General features: G+C 66.4%; 9 protein-coding genes. 6 read left to right on the top strand and 3 right to left on the bottom strand.

The genetic code is table 11. The features are described from left to right. Positions 1-23: 23 nt before the first annotated feature. Positions 24-1,205, top strand: a complete 1,182-nt coding sequence (locus QMX81_RS03685) for an MFS transporter (protein WP_121044113.1) — start codon at positions 24-26, stop codon at positions 1,203-1,205. A gap of 72 nt (positions 1,206-1,277) precedes the next feature. On the opposite strand, the gene QMX81_RS03680 is transcribed toward QMX81_RS03685, so the two are convergent. After that, a complete protein-coding gene (locus QMX81_RS03680; protein WP_121044508.1) occupies positions 1,278-1,916 on the bottom strand; it encodes a TorF family putative porin in 639 nt (212 codons plus the stop codon). A 235-nt stretch (positions 1,917-2,151) separates the two neighbouring features. Here QMX81_RS03680 and QMX81_RS03675 point away from each other — a divergent pair, with 235 nt between their 5' ends. Continuing rightward, a complete protein-coding gene (locus tag QMX81_RS03675; RefSeq protein WP_121044117.1) occupies positions 2,152-2,541 on the top strand; it encodes a DUF6165 family protein in 390 nt (129 codons plus the stop codon). Between the two features lie 21 nt (positions 2,542-2,562). On the opposite strand, the gene QMX81_RS03670 is transcribed toward QMX81_RS03675, so the two are convergent. Together QMX81_RS03670 and QMX81_RS03665 are read right to left on the bottom strand one after the other, a co-directional pair. Further along, the gene (locus QMX81_RS03670; protein WP_152152870.1) at positions 2,563-3,306 is read right to left on the bottom strand and encodes a FadR/GntR family transcriptional regulator; all 744 of its coding nucleotides are present in this window, start codon (positions 3,304-3,306) and stop codon (positions 2,563-2,565) included. Between the two features lie 89 nt (positions 3,307-3,395). After that, positions 3,396-6,287, bottom strand: a complete 2,892-nt coding sequence (locus tag QMX81_RS03665; RefSeq protein ID WP_282258627.1) for a TonB-dependent receptor — start codon at positions 6,285-6,287, stop codon at positions 3,396-3,398. 323 nt (positions 6,288-6,610) lie between these two features. On the opposite strand from QMX81_RS03665, the gene QMX81_RS03660 reads away from it, so the two are divergent. The 4 genes from QMX81_RS03660 to QMX81_RS03645 are packed head-to-tail and all read left to right on the top strand — an operon-like array spanning position 6,611 to position 13,119. After that, positions 6,611-8,794: a polysaccharide lyase 6 family protein gene (locus QMX81_RS03660; protein ID WP_282258625.1), complete on the top strand. Its 2,184-nt coding sequence runs from the start codon at positions 6,611-6,613 to the stop codon at positions 8,792-8,794. After that, the gene (locus QMX81_RS03655; protein ID WP_282258623.1) at positions 8,791-11,031 is read left to right on the top strand and encodes an oligoalginate lyase; all 2,241 of its coding nucleotides are present in this window, start codon (positions 8,791-8,793) and stop codon (positions 11,029-11,031) included. The genes QMX81_RS03660 and QMX81_RS03655 overlap by 4 nt, the downstream gene beginning before the upstream one ends. After that, on the top strand, positions 11,028-12,320 hold the full coding sequence (locus tag QMX81_RS03650; RefSeq protein WP_121044130.1) for an MFS transporter: 1,293 nt from the start codon (positions 11,028-11,030) through the stop codon (positions 12,318-12,320). Before QMX81_RS03655 ends, QMX81_RS03650 begins: the two co-directional genes overlap by 4 nt. Positions 12,321-12,363: 43 nt before the next feature. Then, entirely contained in the window at positions 12,364-13,119 is a 756-nt protein-coding gene (locus QMX81_RS03645) for a glucose 1-dehydrogenase (RefSeq protein ID WP_019185567.1), read from the top strand. Positions 13,120-13,125 lie beyond the last annotated feature (6 nt).

Here is a 13,125-nt window from a genome sequence, read left to right as displayed (position 1 = left end):
CCCCTTCTTTCCTGGAGCCCGTCATGACCCACGACGTGCCCTCGCCACTCAGCCGCTGGCAGGTCCTGCTGATGGCCTTCGCCACCGGTGTCGCCGTGGCCAGCAACTATTACGCGCAGCCGCTGCTGCACACCATCGCCGGGCAGTTCGGGGTGTCCTTCGCGCGTGCCGGGACGGTGGTGACCGTGGCCCAGCTGAGCTATGCGGCGGGCCTGATCCTGCTGGTGCCGCTGGGCGATCTGTTCGAACGGCGCCGGCTGATCGTGGTGATGTCGCTGCTGTCGGCGGCGGGGCTGGTGCTGAGCGCGCTCAGCCATCAGTTCGTCTGGCTGCTGGTGGGCACCGCGCTGACCGGGCTGTTCTCGGTGGTGGCACAGGTGCTGGTGCCGTTCGCGGCGACGCTGGCGCGGCCGGAAGAGCGCGGCCAGGTGGTCGGTACGGTAATGAGCGGCCTGCTGCTCGGCATCCTGCTGGCGCGCACGGTGGCCGGGGCGCTGTCCTCGCTGGGCGATTGGCGCACCGTGTACTGGATCGCCGCAGCCGCGCTGGTGCTGACCACGGGCATGCTGTATCGGCATCTGCCGCGCTTCCATCAAACCGCCGGGCTGGGCTATCTGCAGCTGCTGCGCTCGATCGGCACGCTGTTCGCGCAGGAACCGGTGTTCCGCCTGCGCACCGTACTGGGCGCGTTGAGCTTTGCGATGTTCGCGATCTTCTGGACGCCATTGGCGTTCCTGCTCGCGGCCGAACCGTATGGCTACAGCGATGCGACGATCGGCCTGTTCGGGCTGGTGGGTGCAGCCGGCACGCTGGCCGCCGGTGTAGCCGGGCGCATGGCCGACCGTGGCAAGGCCGCGTTGGCGACGACCGTGGCGCTGGTGCTGCTGGCCGCATCGTGGCTGCCGCTGGGCTTCTCCACGCACTCGCTGATCGCACTGGTGCTGGGCGTGATCGTGCTCGACCTGGCCGCGCAGCTGTTGCACGTGAGCAACCAGAACGTGGTGTACGCCCTGCGACCGGAAGCACGCAACCGGCTCAATGCCGGCTACATGACCGGGTATTTCATCGGCGGCTCGCTGGGCTCACTGGCCTCGGCGCAGGTGTTTGATCGCTTCGGCTGGACCGGCGTGTGCCTCACCGGTGCGGGCGTTGCGCTGGTGGCGATGGGCATCTGGGCGGTGTCGCAGGCAAAGCGGGAGCTTTGAAACCACGCCACCGCGGGACGTAGGCAAGGGAACGGTAGATCCACGCATGGTGTGGATCTACCCGAACGCGCCTCAGAAGGTGGTCTGTACCGCGACCTCGACGCGCGATCCCGCATTGCCCGGGAACAGGCGTTTCGCGGCGCCGCCGGTGTCGTGCCCGGTCACCCGCAGCTCCCACGGGCCGTGCACACGCCACACCACGCTGAGCTGGCCATGCAGGTAATCATCGGCCTGCGCGCTGTCCAGCCAGTAATGGCCCACCGCGCCCTCGACACGCCACTGCTCGCCCAGCGGCAAACGCGCGCCGAGCTGCGCATAGGTGCCGCCGTGGCCGCCGGCCAGCGCGTTGTCGGACACGCCGACCTGCAGCCAGGCGCGTTGCCGCCAGGTCACCGTGCCATTGAGCTCGGTCCAGTCCAGATCGACCGTGGTCGAGGGATAAAGGTAGCGGGTCAGATTGACGTCCACGCTCCAGTCCGGCGTCAGCGCACCGCTCCAGCCGGCGATGAGGTCGAATTCGCTGCGCGCGCCGTTGTCCGGGCGGAACGAGACGCCCGAGCCCCACGCCGAGGCATACCAGCCGTTGGCCGTACTGAGCTTCACGCCGGCCTGCGCGGCCGGATCGCCGTCGCTCTGCGAGCTGCCGCGCCAGATGTAATCCGAGGTCAGCGCTGCATTGCCTTCCACCGCGGCCGCGGCCGCCCCGCTCATGACCAGCCCCACCAGCACCACGCCGCAGCGCAGGCGCTGTTTCCACTGTTGATCCACCACGTGTCCCACTCCAGATGACGGCCGCGCCGTCGAGAGCGATAGTCTCCCCAGGTGGGCCGTAACGCCGCCATGGCCTACCCGCGCGATCGGCGCAACGTTTCTGTAAATCCTGCGTCAGGATGGCGCCCGCGGGTGCGCGGTATCATGGCCACTCTGACCTGTTGCGAGTAATGGCGTGGACGCGATCCTGACCCCGGTATCGATTGGCGAGCTGATCGACAAGATCACCATCCTGGAAATCAAGGCCGACCGCATCGCCGATGCGGGCAAGAACGCCAACGTCCGCAAGGAACTCGAGGGCCTGTGGCCGCTGTGGCAGCAGCAGGTAAGCGCTCAGCCGGGGCTGGAGGCATTGAAGACGCAGCTCAAGGCAATCAACGAGCGCATGTGGGAGATCCAGGATCAGCTGCGCGACAAGGAAGCGGCGCAGGTGTTCGACGATGCCTTCATCCAGCTGGCGCGCGGTGTCTATGGCACCAATGGCGAGCGGGTCAAAGTGAAGAACGAGATCAACCGCATCGCCGGCTCGCAGCTGGTCGAAGAAAAGCAGTACCAGGGCGAGTAAGCCCGCCGGTGCGCGCCGGGCTCAGTGCCCGGTCGCGGCCATGAAGCGTTCGCGGTCCTGCTGGGTGCGCCGGCGGATTTCAGCCAGCGCTTCATTCTCGGTGGCTTCCAGCATCGATTCGAACAGCCGCTGGAAGTGGTTGCGCATGGCCGACCGCGCCGCTGCCGGGTCGCGCTGGCGCAGTGCATCCAGAATCCGGGTGTGTTCCTCGTCGCGGGTGTCATCGTCGTTGTGGCAGACGTTGGCGTAGACCTGCTTGACCCGCGGCAGCTCGTTGCGCATCCGCCAGATCAGCTGCACGCAGTGCTCCACCACCGGGTTGCCGGCGATCCGCGCGATCGACAGGTGGAACTGCCGATCCGCCTCGCTGGCCGCTGCCTCGCCCGAATTCGGGTCGACCATGGCCGCGATCAGGCCGGCCAGGTCCTCCAGTTCGTCATCGGTGATGCGGCTGGCCGCCATCGCGGCCGCCTCGGCCTCGATCACCGCACGTGCCGCGGTCAGGTCGAACGCCGAGACGTCGGGCAGTGCGCCCGGCGCCTGCGACGGCTTGGCCTTCACGTACACGCCGGAGCCGGTCTTGATGGTGATCAGGCCCTGTGCTTCCAGCGCGATTTCTGCCTCGCGCACCGTCACCCGGCTCACGCCCAGGCGTTCGGCCAGGTCGCGCTCGCCCGGCAGGCGCGAGCCCGGCGGGAACTCGCCCTTCTCGATCAGCGCGACGATTTCGGCAGCAATGGACTGGTAAAGACGGGGTTCGGACATCATCAAAGGCCTGCTGACAGGTGGCTGGGGACCGACAGGCGACCGCGCCTTCAGAGAGCGGCGCGGTCGGAAAAACCGCGCCACTGACCTCAGAAGCGGTAGCGCACCCCCAGATAATACCGCCGCCCGTACGTGGTGTACTCGCGGAAGCTGCCGAGGATGGGCATATCCGACACCCGCGGCTCATCGGTGAGGTTGCTGGCCGACAGCGACAACGACAAGTGCTTGTTCACTTTGTAGGTGGCGCGGAAGTCCAGCGAGCCATTGTCCCGCACATAGCGGTTCTGCGACGGGTCGCCGACAAACTGCTGGTAATAGTCGGAGCGGTACTTGTAGATCGCCTGCAGATCGAGCTTGCCCAGGCCCCAGTACACCTGCGCCGAGGCCACATGCTTGGAGAGGCCGAAGATGTTGGCCGGTTCGACGATGCCCGGTGTCACCACGCCGGTCGAGGGGTCGGTGGACTCGCCCAGGCGCAGGTCTTCGGTCTTGAAGTTGGAATCGGCGTAGTTGTAGCTGGCCTTCACGCCCAGCCCGGAGAAGATGCCCGGCAGGTAGGAGAAGCTGTGCGAGGCGGTGAACTCCACGCCGAACAGATCGCTCTTCTGGTCGCTGGTGGCCAGCTGCTCCACCGGCACGGTCACGCTCTGACCGTCGATATCGAAGGTCTCGTTGACGATCACCGGCATCGAGCCGCCGTTGAATTGCTTGTAGTACAGCGCACCGGACAGCATGGTGTCTTCGTTGGCGTACCACTCCAGCGAGAGATCGCCATTCCACGACATCAACGGCTTGGCGCGCGGGTTGCCGGTGGCGGTGATGCTGCGCAGCGCATCGCCCACACTGTTGAACTCGGTATCCACCTCGCCCAGGTTGAAGGTGCGGCCGTAGCCTTCAGCGGCCAGGTCCGGGCGCGACATCGCCCGATACGCACCGACGCGCAGCAGCAGGTCCGGGCGCAGTTCGAAGGCGGCGTTGAAGCTGGGCAGCCATTCGGTATTGCTGGATTTGAGTACCTGCGAGGTGAAATCGCCGGTCGGCTCCAGGGTCACGGTGCCGTCGGGATTGTTGATCACATCCAGGCCGCTGCGCAGGCCGACCGAGCGCACTTCGGTCCGCACGCCGCGCACGCCGATGTTGCCGGTCACCGGCAGGCCAAACCATTCGGCGCTGTAATCGCCCATCAGGTACAGCGCGCTGGTTTTCTCGGTGACATCGTTATTGGCCGGGTTGCGCAGGTCCGCGCTCAGGCCGGTGTCGTCCACGCCGGTGAAGGCCTTGAACAGGCAACGGCTGTCGAAGCTGGCCCACTGGTCGATGGTGTTGCCGCTGGCATTGGCCAGGAAATCGTCCTGCGGGAAGGCTTGGCGGCAGGCCAGGTTGGCAGCGCGGATCGCAGCGACATTGGTGGTGGTCACATCCACGGTGTCGGTGTAATCGGTGTAGGTCGCCTCGGAGCGGCGCAGGCCGCCCTTGATCGCGGTGAAGAAGCCGCTTTCCGGGGTGAACGTGGCATCGAAGCGGCCGGCACGGATGGTGTGCTCGCGATGCTGCTGGCGACGACGCACCAGCGCCGAATCGGTGAAGTTGTCCGGGTTGTTCACATCGAACGCGGGATCAAGATAGATGCTCGGCACGTCACCGCTGTAGTCATAGGTGTAATCGACGTAACGGGTGTTCTTGATGCCGCCGACCGGCCGACCGCTGACGTCGGTGCGACCGGCGCGCAGGCGGGTGCTGCGTTCGATCTGATCGCGCTCGGTGTTGGAGTAGGACAGATCGGTGGACAACGTCCACGCCGGGCTCGGCCGGAAGATCACGTTGAGCCCGCCGCCGGTGTATTCCTCCTGGCGCTCCAGGAAATTGCCGGTGGAATCGACCGTGGTGCTGCCGGTGTGGTGCAGCAGCGCGCCGTCGTCGGTGACCACGCGGTTGTTGAGGTTGCGCATCATCGAGGACAGCGACAGATCCGAGCGGTCTTCGGTGTAATCACGCTTGGAGTGCTGGTAATCCAGGTTCACTTCCACCGTATCGCTGGGCCGCCACTGCAGCGCGGCGAACTGCGAATCGCGCTTGTCGTGCTCGATGAACTGGCGGTAGATGCGGCTGCTGGGCACCAGGTAATACGGCACGCCGTTGGCGACCTGGTTGCCGTTGACCTGGGTGCAGTTGCGCGTCGCGCCGACCACTTCACGGCCATCGCAGGCCACCCAGGTGGAGCTGCTGGAGAACATCTCTTCCGGGTTGCTGCCTTCCAGCGCCTGCACACCGATGGAGACACCGAGCTTGCCGGCGTTGCCCATGTCGAACTGGTCGATGTAGCTGGCGGTACCGCGCCAGCCGACGCCGTCCTTGTCCTTCAGGCGGTCATCGTAGTCCTGCCAGGTGCCCCGGCCATCGAGCTGGAACGTGCGTTTGCCGTACTCCAGTGGTTTGACCGTCTCCATGTTGATCGTGCCGGCCACGCCACCTTCGACGAAGTCGGCGCGCTGGGTCTTGTAGATCGCCACGGTGTTGATCAACTCGGACGGGAACTGGTTGAAGTTCACCGAGCGGTCGCCACTGCCATTGGTGGCCTCGCGGCCATTGAAGGTGGACGAACCGAGGAACGGGCCCAGGCCACGGATCGAGATTTCCGACGCACCGCCCTTCTCGCGATGGGTGGAGGCACCGGTGATCGTCTCAATCGCTTCACCGATCGAGAGCGCCGGCAGATCACCGATGTCGTCGGCGGCCAGCACATCGGAGACCACGGTCTCCTCGCGCTTCTTGTCGATCGAGGTCTGGATGGTACTGCGGATGCCGGTCACCTGGACCTGATCCAGGGTGGTGGCTTGCCCCGGCGGCGAGGCCGGTGCGTCGGCATCCTGTGCGTGGGCCAGCGGCAGTGCCGCGGTGGCGCACAGGGCATAGAACAGCGCGCTGTGCAGCGCGGTGCGGCGGAGGCCTCGTGGTGAGGCCGTACGGCGGTCATGCAACATCGTGATCTCCCTCCCAGGATGGATCGTCCGATTACACGGATTCGATCCGGACGATTCACGACTGATGAACCAATGTCAATGAATTGGTACTAAAGTCTACCCCGCACCACTGTCCAGACCACTTTGCATGGAATTAATGTGCGGATGCAGCAGAAAAATGCGCAAACCACATACCACATTCATCTAAAGTGGTATGCGATTGTGGTTGACGTGCGCGCCCGGCAACCTGTTAGGATCGTGGCTCGCGTCAGTCGCCACGGTTCATCTGGGAGGGTAAGCCCGTGACTTTGCAACACTCGCATGCGCCGTTGGCGCGGCGTCCCATGGCCAAGGCCCTGCTGTTGAGCCTTTCCCTGGCGGCATTCCCTGCCGTGGCGGCCGATTATCTGGTGCGCGACGCTGCTGCCTATGCCACCGCCGTACGCGCCCTCGCCCCCGGCGATACGGTGATCCTGGCGAACGGCGTCTGGCGCGACGTGGACCTGCTTTTCCGGGGCACCGGCAAAATTGGTCAACCAATTAAGTTGACGGCGCAGACGCCCGGCAAGGTGATTATCAGCGGGCAGTCCCAGCTGCGTCTGGCCGGTGAGCACCTGGAGGTGTCCCATCTCGTCTTCCGGGATGGTTGGGCGCCTGGCGGTGAAGTGATCTCGTTCCGGCGGTCAGCCAGCGAATGGGCCAACCACAGCCGGGTGACCGGGATCGTGATCGACCGCTACAACAAGCCGGATCGCCAGCAGTCCGATCACTGGGTGGCGCTGTACGGCCAGCACAACCGCTTCGACCACAGCCAGCTGGTCGGCAAGACCAATGCGGGCACCACCCTGGTGGTGGTGCGCAACGCCACCAGCGGCCTGGACAACCAGCACCGCATCGACCACAACTGGTTCGGCCCGCGCCCCAACCTCGGCTCCAACGGCGGCGAGACGATGCGCATCGGCACCAGCCACGACTCGCAGTCCGATTCGCGCACCGTGGTGGAGAACAACTGGTTCGAGCAGTGCGATGGCGAGGTGGAGATCGTCTCCAACAAGTCCGGCGGCAACACGTACCGCGGCAACGTCTTCCAGGACTCGCGCGGCTCGCTGGTGCTGCGCCACGGCCACGGCAATCAGGTCGAACGCAATGTGTTCCTCGGCCATGGCAAGGCGCATACCGGCGGCGTGCGCGTGATCAACCGCAACCAGACCGTGCGCGACAATTACTTCGAAGGCATCGCCGGCGACAACTTCGCTGCGGCGTTGAGCGTGATGGCCGGTACCCACAACGCGCCGTTGAACCGCTACGAGCAGATCGATCACGCGGTGATCGAACGCAACAGCTTCATCCAGGTCGGCACGCTGTTGCTGGGCGCGGGGCTGGATGAAGAGCGCAATGCGATGCCGATGAACAGCCGCATCGCCGGCAACCTGTTCATCGGCGATGGGAAACGCGATCTGCTGCGTACGCAGGGCGATCTCTCCGGCATCACCTTCGCCGGCAACGTGCAGAGCCCTGCCGTGTCACCCGGCTTCCCCGGCGGTGTCAGCGGCCAGTCCGTGTCCCTGCAGCGCGCGGCCAACGGCCTGCTCTACCCCACCGCCGCCATCGATGCCGGTGCCCCGCGCGATCTGAACCCGATTCCCCGCGACCAGGTCGGCGTGGACTGGTACCCCAAGACACTGCCCAGCACCGCACTGGATAGTGGCGCGGTGCGCAGGGTCGCACCGGGCGAGGACACCTTGACCGCCGCCGTGGCGGCCAGCGCCCCCGGCGACCGCCTGCAGCTGCAGCGCGGCCGCTACACCGTGAGCCAGGTGCTGGCGGTGAACCATCCGCTCAGCGTGGTCGGCCCCGCACATGGCCAGGCCAGCGTGCAGTTCTCGCGGCCGAGCCTGTTCGAGATCGGCGCGCGTGGTTCGCTGCGCCTGGCGCGGCTGGATATCGATGGTGCGCTCGCCCCGGATGCCGCCGGCAACGCGGTGATCCGCGTGCCGCCGGGCAGCCAGGCCTTCAACTACACGCTGCGCATCGAGGACAGCCGCGTACACGGGCTGACCGCCAACAAGGCCTTCGATGTGATCGCCACCGGCAAGGGCAGCCTGGCCGCGCAGATCGCACTGGCCAACGTCACGGTGGAGGACATCACCGGCAGCGTGATCGCCGCGGCCGCCGAGACCGATGATCTGGGCACCTACAACGCTGAGCAGGTGGATCTGCTGGACTCCACGTTCCGCCGCATCGGCGGGCCGGTGGTGAACCTGTATCGCGGCGGCACCGACGAAAGCACCTTCGGTCCGGCGCTGCAGGTGCACGGCAACCAGTTCGAGCAGGCCGGGGTGGCCGATGACACCAGCCTGCGCCTGCATGGCGTGCAGTTCGCCAGCATCCGCGGCAACCGCTTCGAGCGCAGCGGCCGCATCCGTTTCAGCCATCGCGTCGGGGAACCGACCCTGCGCATGGGCGACAACCCGCTGACGGCCACCGCGCCGTTGCTGTCTGATACCCCTGTTGAGGCCCTGCCATGAATCACGCCCCGCCCCTGATGCTGCTGCTCGCCGCCACCCTTGGCGGGGCCGCGTTGCCCGCTGCGCAGGCCGCACCCGCCGCCCGGCAGGCGCCCGCCGAGGCCGCCACCGCGCCGGTGCTGGTCACCGCCGCGCAGTGGACGCAGATGCGTGCCGAGGGTGCGCGCTCGCCGCTGTTCGCCAAGGAACAACAGCGTGCCGAACAGCGCGTGCGCGCGATGATGAAGGCCGGCATCGACGTGCCGGTGCCCAAGGACAAAGGCGGCGGTTACACGCACGAACAGCACAAGCGGAATTACCAGGCCATCCAGGCCGCCGGCGCGCTGTATCGGCTGACCGGTGACAAGGCCTATGCCACCTTCGCCCGCGACCTGCTGCTGGGCTACGCCAAGCTCTACCCGGGGCTGGGCGCGCACCCGCAGGGCCGCGGCCAGATTCCCGGCCGGCTGTTCTGGCAGACCCTCAACGATTCGGTCTGGCTGGTCAGCGCGGCGCAGGGCTACGACGCGATCCGCGACACGCTCAGTGACGCGGATCGCAAGACGATCGACGACAACGTGTTCCGCGCGATGGCCGATTTCCTGTCCGGCACGCCGGAAAATTTCGACAAGATCCACAACCACGCCACCTGGGCGGTCGCTGCCGTGGGCATGACCGGCTACGTGCTGCGCGATACCAGCTACGTCGACAAGGCCCTGCAGGGCAGCAAACGCGATGGCAGCGCCGGCTTCCTGAAACAGGTGGATCAGCTGTTCTCGCCGGACGGGTATTACGAAGAAGGCCCGTACTACCAGCGCTATGCGCTGGCCCCGTTCATCCTGTTCGCCAACGCCATCGAGCGCAACGAACCGCAACGCGGCATCTTCAAGCGCCGCGATGGCGTGCTGCTCAAGGCCGTGGATGCGCTGGTGCAGAGCAGCTACGGCGGCTACTTCTTCCCGATCAACGACGCCATTCTCGACAAGGGCCTGGACACCGAGGAACTGGTGGCCGGCATCGATATCGCCTACGCGCAGACCGGTGATTCACGCCTGCTGTCCGTCGCCAAAACACAGAAGCGCGTGCTGCTCTCGCCCGAAGGCCTGCAGGTGGCCCAGGCACTGGCAGACAACAAGGCCAAGCCGTTCGCCTTCGTACCGACCCTGCTGCGCGATGGCCCGGACGGCACCGAAGGCGCACTGGCGATCCTGCGCATGGGCGGCGAGAACGGCCAGGCGCTTGTGATGAAGAACACCAAGCAGGGCATGGGGCACGGTCACTTCGACAAGCTCAACTGGTTGTTCTACGACAACGGCCAGCGTGTGGTCACCGATTACGGCGCCGCGCGTTTCCTCAATATCGAAGCCAAGGCCGGTGGCATCTACCTGCCGGAGAACAGCAGCTGGGCCCGGCAGACCATCGCGCACAACACGCTGGTGGTGAACGAACAGAGCCACTTCGGCGGCGACTGGAAGCAGGGCCAGCCACTGGCGCCGACACCGCTGCTGTTCGCGGTCAGCGACGACACCCAGATCGCCTCGGCACGGATGGAGGGCGCCTATGACGGGGTCAGCTTCACCCGCACCCAGGCCCTGCTCTCGCACCCTGCGCTGGGCGAGCCGGTGGTGCTGGACCTGCTGCGCGTCACCGGCACCAAGGCGGCGCGCTATGACCTGCCGCTGCACTTCAACGGTCACATCATGGACGTGGGCTTCAAGACGCAGTCCGCGGTCGCCGCACGTCCGGTGCTGGGCAAGGCCAACGGCTACCAGCATGTGTGGATCGATGCGGCCAGCGAGCCGACCCGCGACGCACGCAGCCTGACCTGGCTGCTGGACGGTCGCTTCTATACATACCGCTTCGCCAGCACCGCGCCCTCGCGTGCGTTGATCGGCGAGAGCGGCGCGAATGATCCCTCGTTCAACCTGCGCCGTGAGCCGATGCTGCTGCAGCGGGTGGATGGCCAGGCCGCCACCACGTTCTACGGCGTGCTCGAACCGCACGGCCAGTACGACGGCACCGCCGAAACCGTGCGGGGCGCCAACAGCCGCATCGACCGCCTCACCCACTACCGCGGCAAGGATGCAGACGTGCTGGTGCTCGACCTGGCAGGCGGCAAGCAGCTCGCCGTGGGCATCGCCGATGATCCGGCCAAGGGCGGATCGCATGAAGTCAGCGGCGGCGGACACAGCTGGCGCTGGGACGGTGGCTGGAAGCGCTTCGATACCGGCACCCGTACCGGCAAGGACGGCAAATGAAGGTCACCACGCAGGCCCGCACCTATGTCCGTTGGCTGATCGTGGCGCTGATCGCCATTGCCACGGTGATCAACTACATCGACCGCAACGCGTTGGCCGTGATGTGGCCGCAGATTTCCAAGGACGTCGGTGCGACCAAGGAAGACTACGCGCTGCTGGTCACGGTGTTCATGCTGTTCTACGCCGCCGGCCAGTTCGTGTTCGGCCGCCTGTTCGACATCATCGGTACGCGCCTGGGCTTCGCGCTGTCGATCGCGGTGTGGTCGATCTCGATCGCGCTGCACTCGGTCACCCATTCCATCCTGTCCTTCAGCATCGTGCGCGCCATGCTCGGCATCAGCGAAGCCGGCGCGTGGCCGGGTGCGGTCAAGGCCAATGCCGAGTGGTTCCCGGCGCGTGAGCGTGCGCTGGCACAGGGCGTGTTCAATGCCGGCGCGTCGATCGGCGCGATCGTGTCGGCACCGCTGATCGCCGTGCTGTTCCTGTGGCTGGGCTGGCGCGGCACCTTCATCCTGATCGGTGCGATCGGCTTCATCTGGCTGCTGCCGTGGCTGATCATCTACCGCGCCGGCCCGGACAAGCACCCGTGGGTGAGCGCGGCCGAGCGCGCGTTGATCCTGGATGCACCCACCGAACAACCAGCCGTGCCGGTCCCCGAGTACGTGCCCAGCATGCGCCAGCTGCTGGGCCATCGGCAGACCTGGGGCATCCTGATCTCGCGGTTCTTCCTGGACCCGATCTGGTGGCTGTTCGTGTCCTGGCTGCCGCTCTACCTGGCCGATACCTTCGGTTTCGACATCAAGCAGATCGGCATCTTCGCCTGGGTGCCGTATGTCGGCGCGATGATCGGCAGCCTCGGCGGCGGCTGGTTGTCCGGGCGCCTGATCGGCGCCGGCTGGAGCGTGGACAAGGCCCGCAAGGTGGTGATCACCCTGGGCGGCGCGATCATGGCCCCGGCGCTGCTGGGCGCGGTGCTGGCCACCGATCCGGTCTGGGCCGTGGTGACCATCGCCTTCGTACTGTTCGGCTTCCAGATCGCCATCGGCAACATCCAGACCCTGCCCGGCGACATCTTCAGCGGCAAATCGGTCGGCTCGGTCGCCGGCCTGGGCGGCATGGCCGCGGTGGCCGGCACGCTGATCACCACCTGGCTGGTGCCGGCGATGACCCACGAATCCTACGCACCCATTTTCATCCTGGTGGCCGCCCTGGTGCCGGCCTCCCTGCTGGCGCTGTGGCTGGTCACCGGTCGCGTGGAAAAACTCCACGGCCCGGTCGAGCGCCGCTGAGCCCGCTTCTTCCCTTTCCCCCAACGCATCAAAGGAGTGTTTCATGACCCAATTCAAGGACAAGGTGGCGATCGTCACCGGTGGCGGCCGCGACATCGGCCGCGAGATCTCGCTCAAGCTGGCCGCGGCCGGTGCCAAGGTCTGCATCAACTACGCCAACGACGAAGCCAGCGCGCAGGAGACCCTCAAGCAGGTCGAAGCCGCCGGCGGCACCGCGATCGTGCATCGCGCCGATGTCACCGATGCCAAGGCCGTGGCGGCCATGGTCGCTGCGACCCAAGCCGCGTTCGGCCCGCAGATCGACGTGCTGGTGAACGTCGCCGGTGGCATGGTCCAGCGCCGTCCGCTGGCCGAGATCGATGAGGCGTTCTTCCACAAGGTGATGGACCTCAACATGAGCTCGGTCTACCTGACCACGCATGCGGTGGTGCCGCACATGCCCGAAGGCGGCGCGATCGTGAACTTCGCCTCGCAGGCTGGGCGCGATGGCGGTGGCCCGGGCGCGGCGATCTACGCCACAGCCAAGGCTGCTGTGATGACTTTCACCCGCGCCATGGCCAAGGAACTGGGCCCGCGCGGCATCCGTGTCAACGCACTGTGCTGCGGCATGATCGCCACCCGCTTCCATGACGAATTCACCAAGCCGGAAGTGCGCACCGCCGTGGCCGGCAACACCCCGCTGCGCCGCCAGGGCCGACCGCAGGAAGCCGCCGATACCGCGGTGTACCTGGCCTCGGATGCGGCCGGTTTCATCACCGGTGCCAACGTCGACGTCAACGGCGGCACCTACTTCTCCTGATTGACC

The sequence above is a fragment of the Stenotrophomonas sp. PS02301 genome, from assembly GCF_029959485.1.
In the GTDB taxonomy this organism is placed as follows: Bacteria; Pseudomonadota; Gammaproteobacteria; order Xanthomonadales; family Xanthomonadaceae; genus Stenotrophomonas; species Stenotrophomonas maltophilia_Z.
The sequence above is the reverse complement of the archived record's forward strand: the minus strand, read 5'-3'. Positions and strand labels throughout refer to the sequence as shown.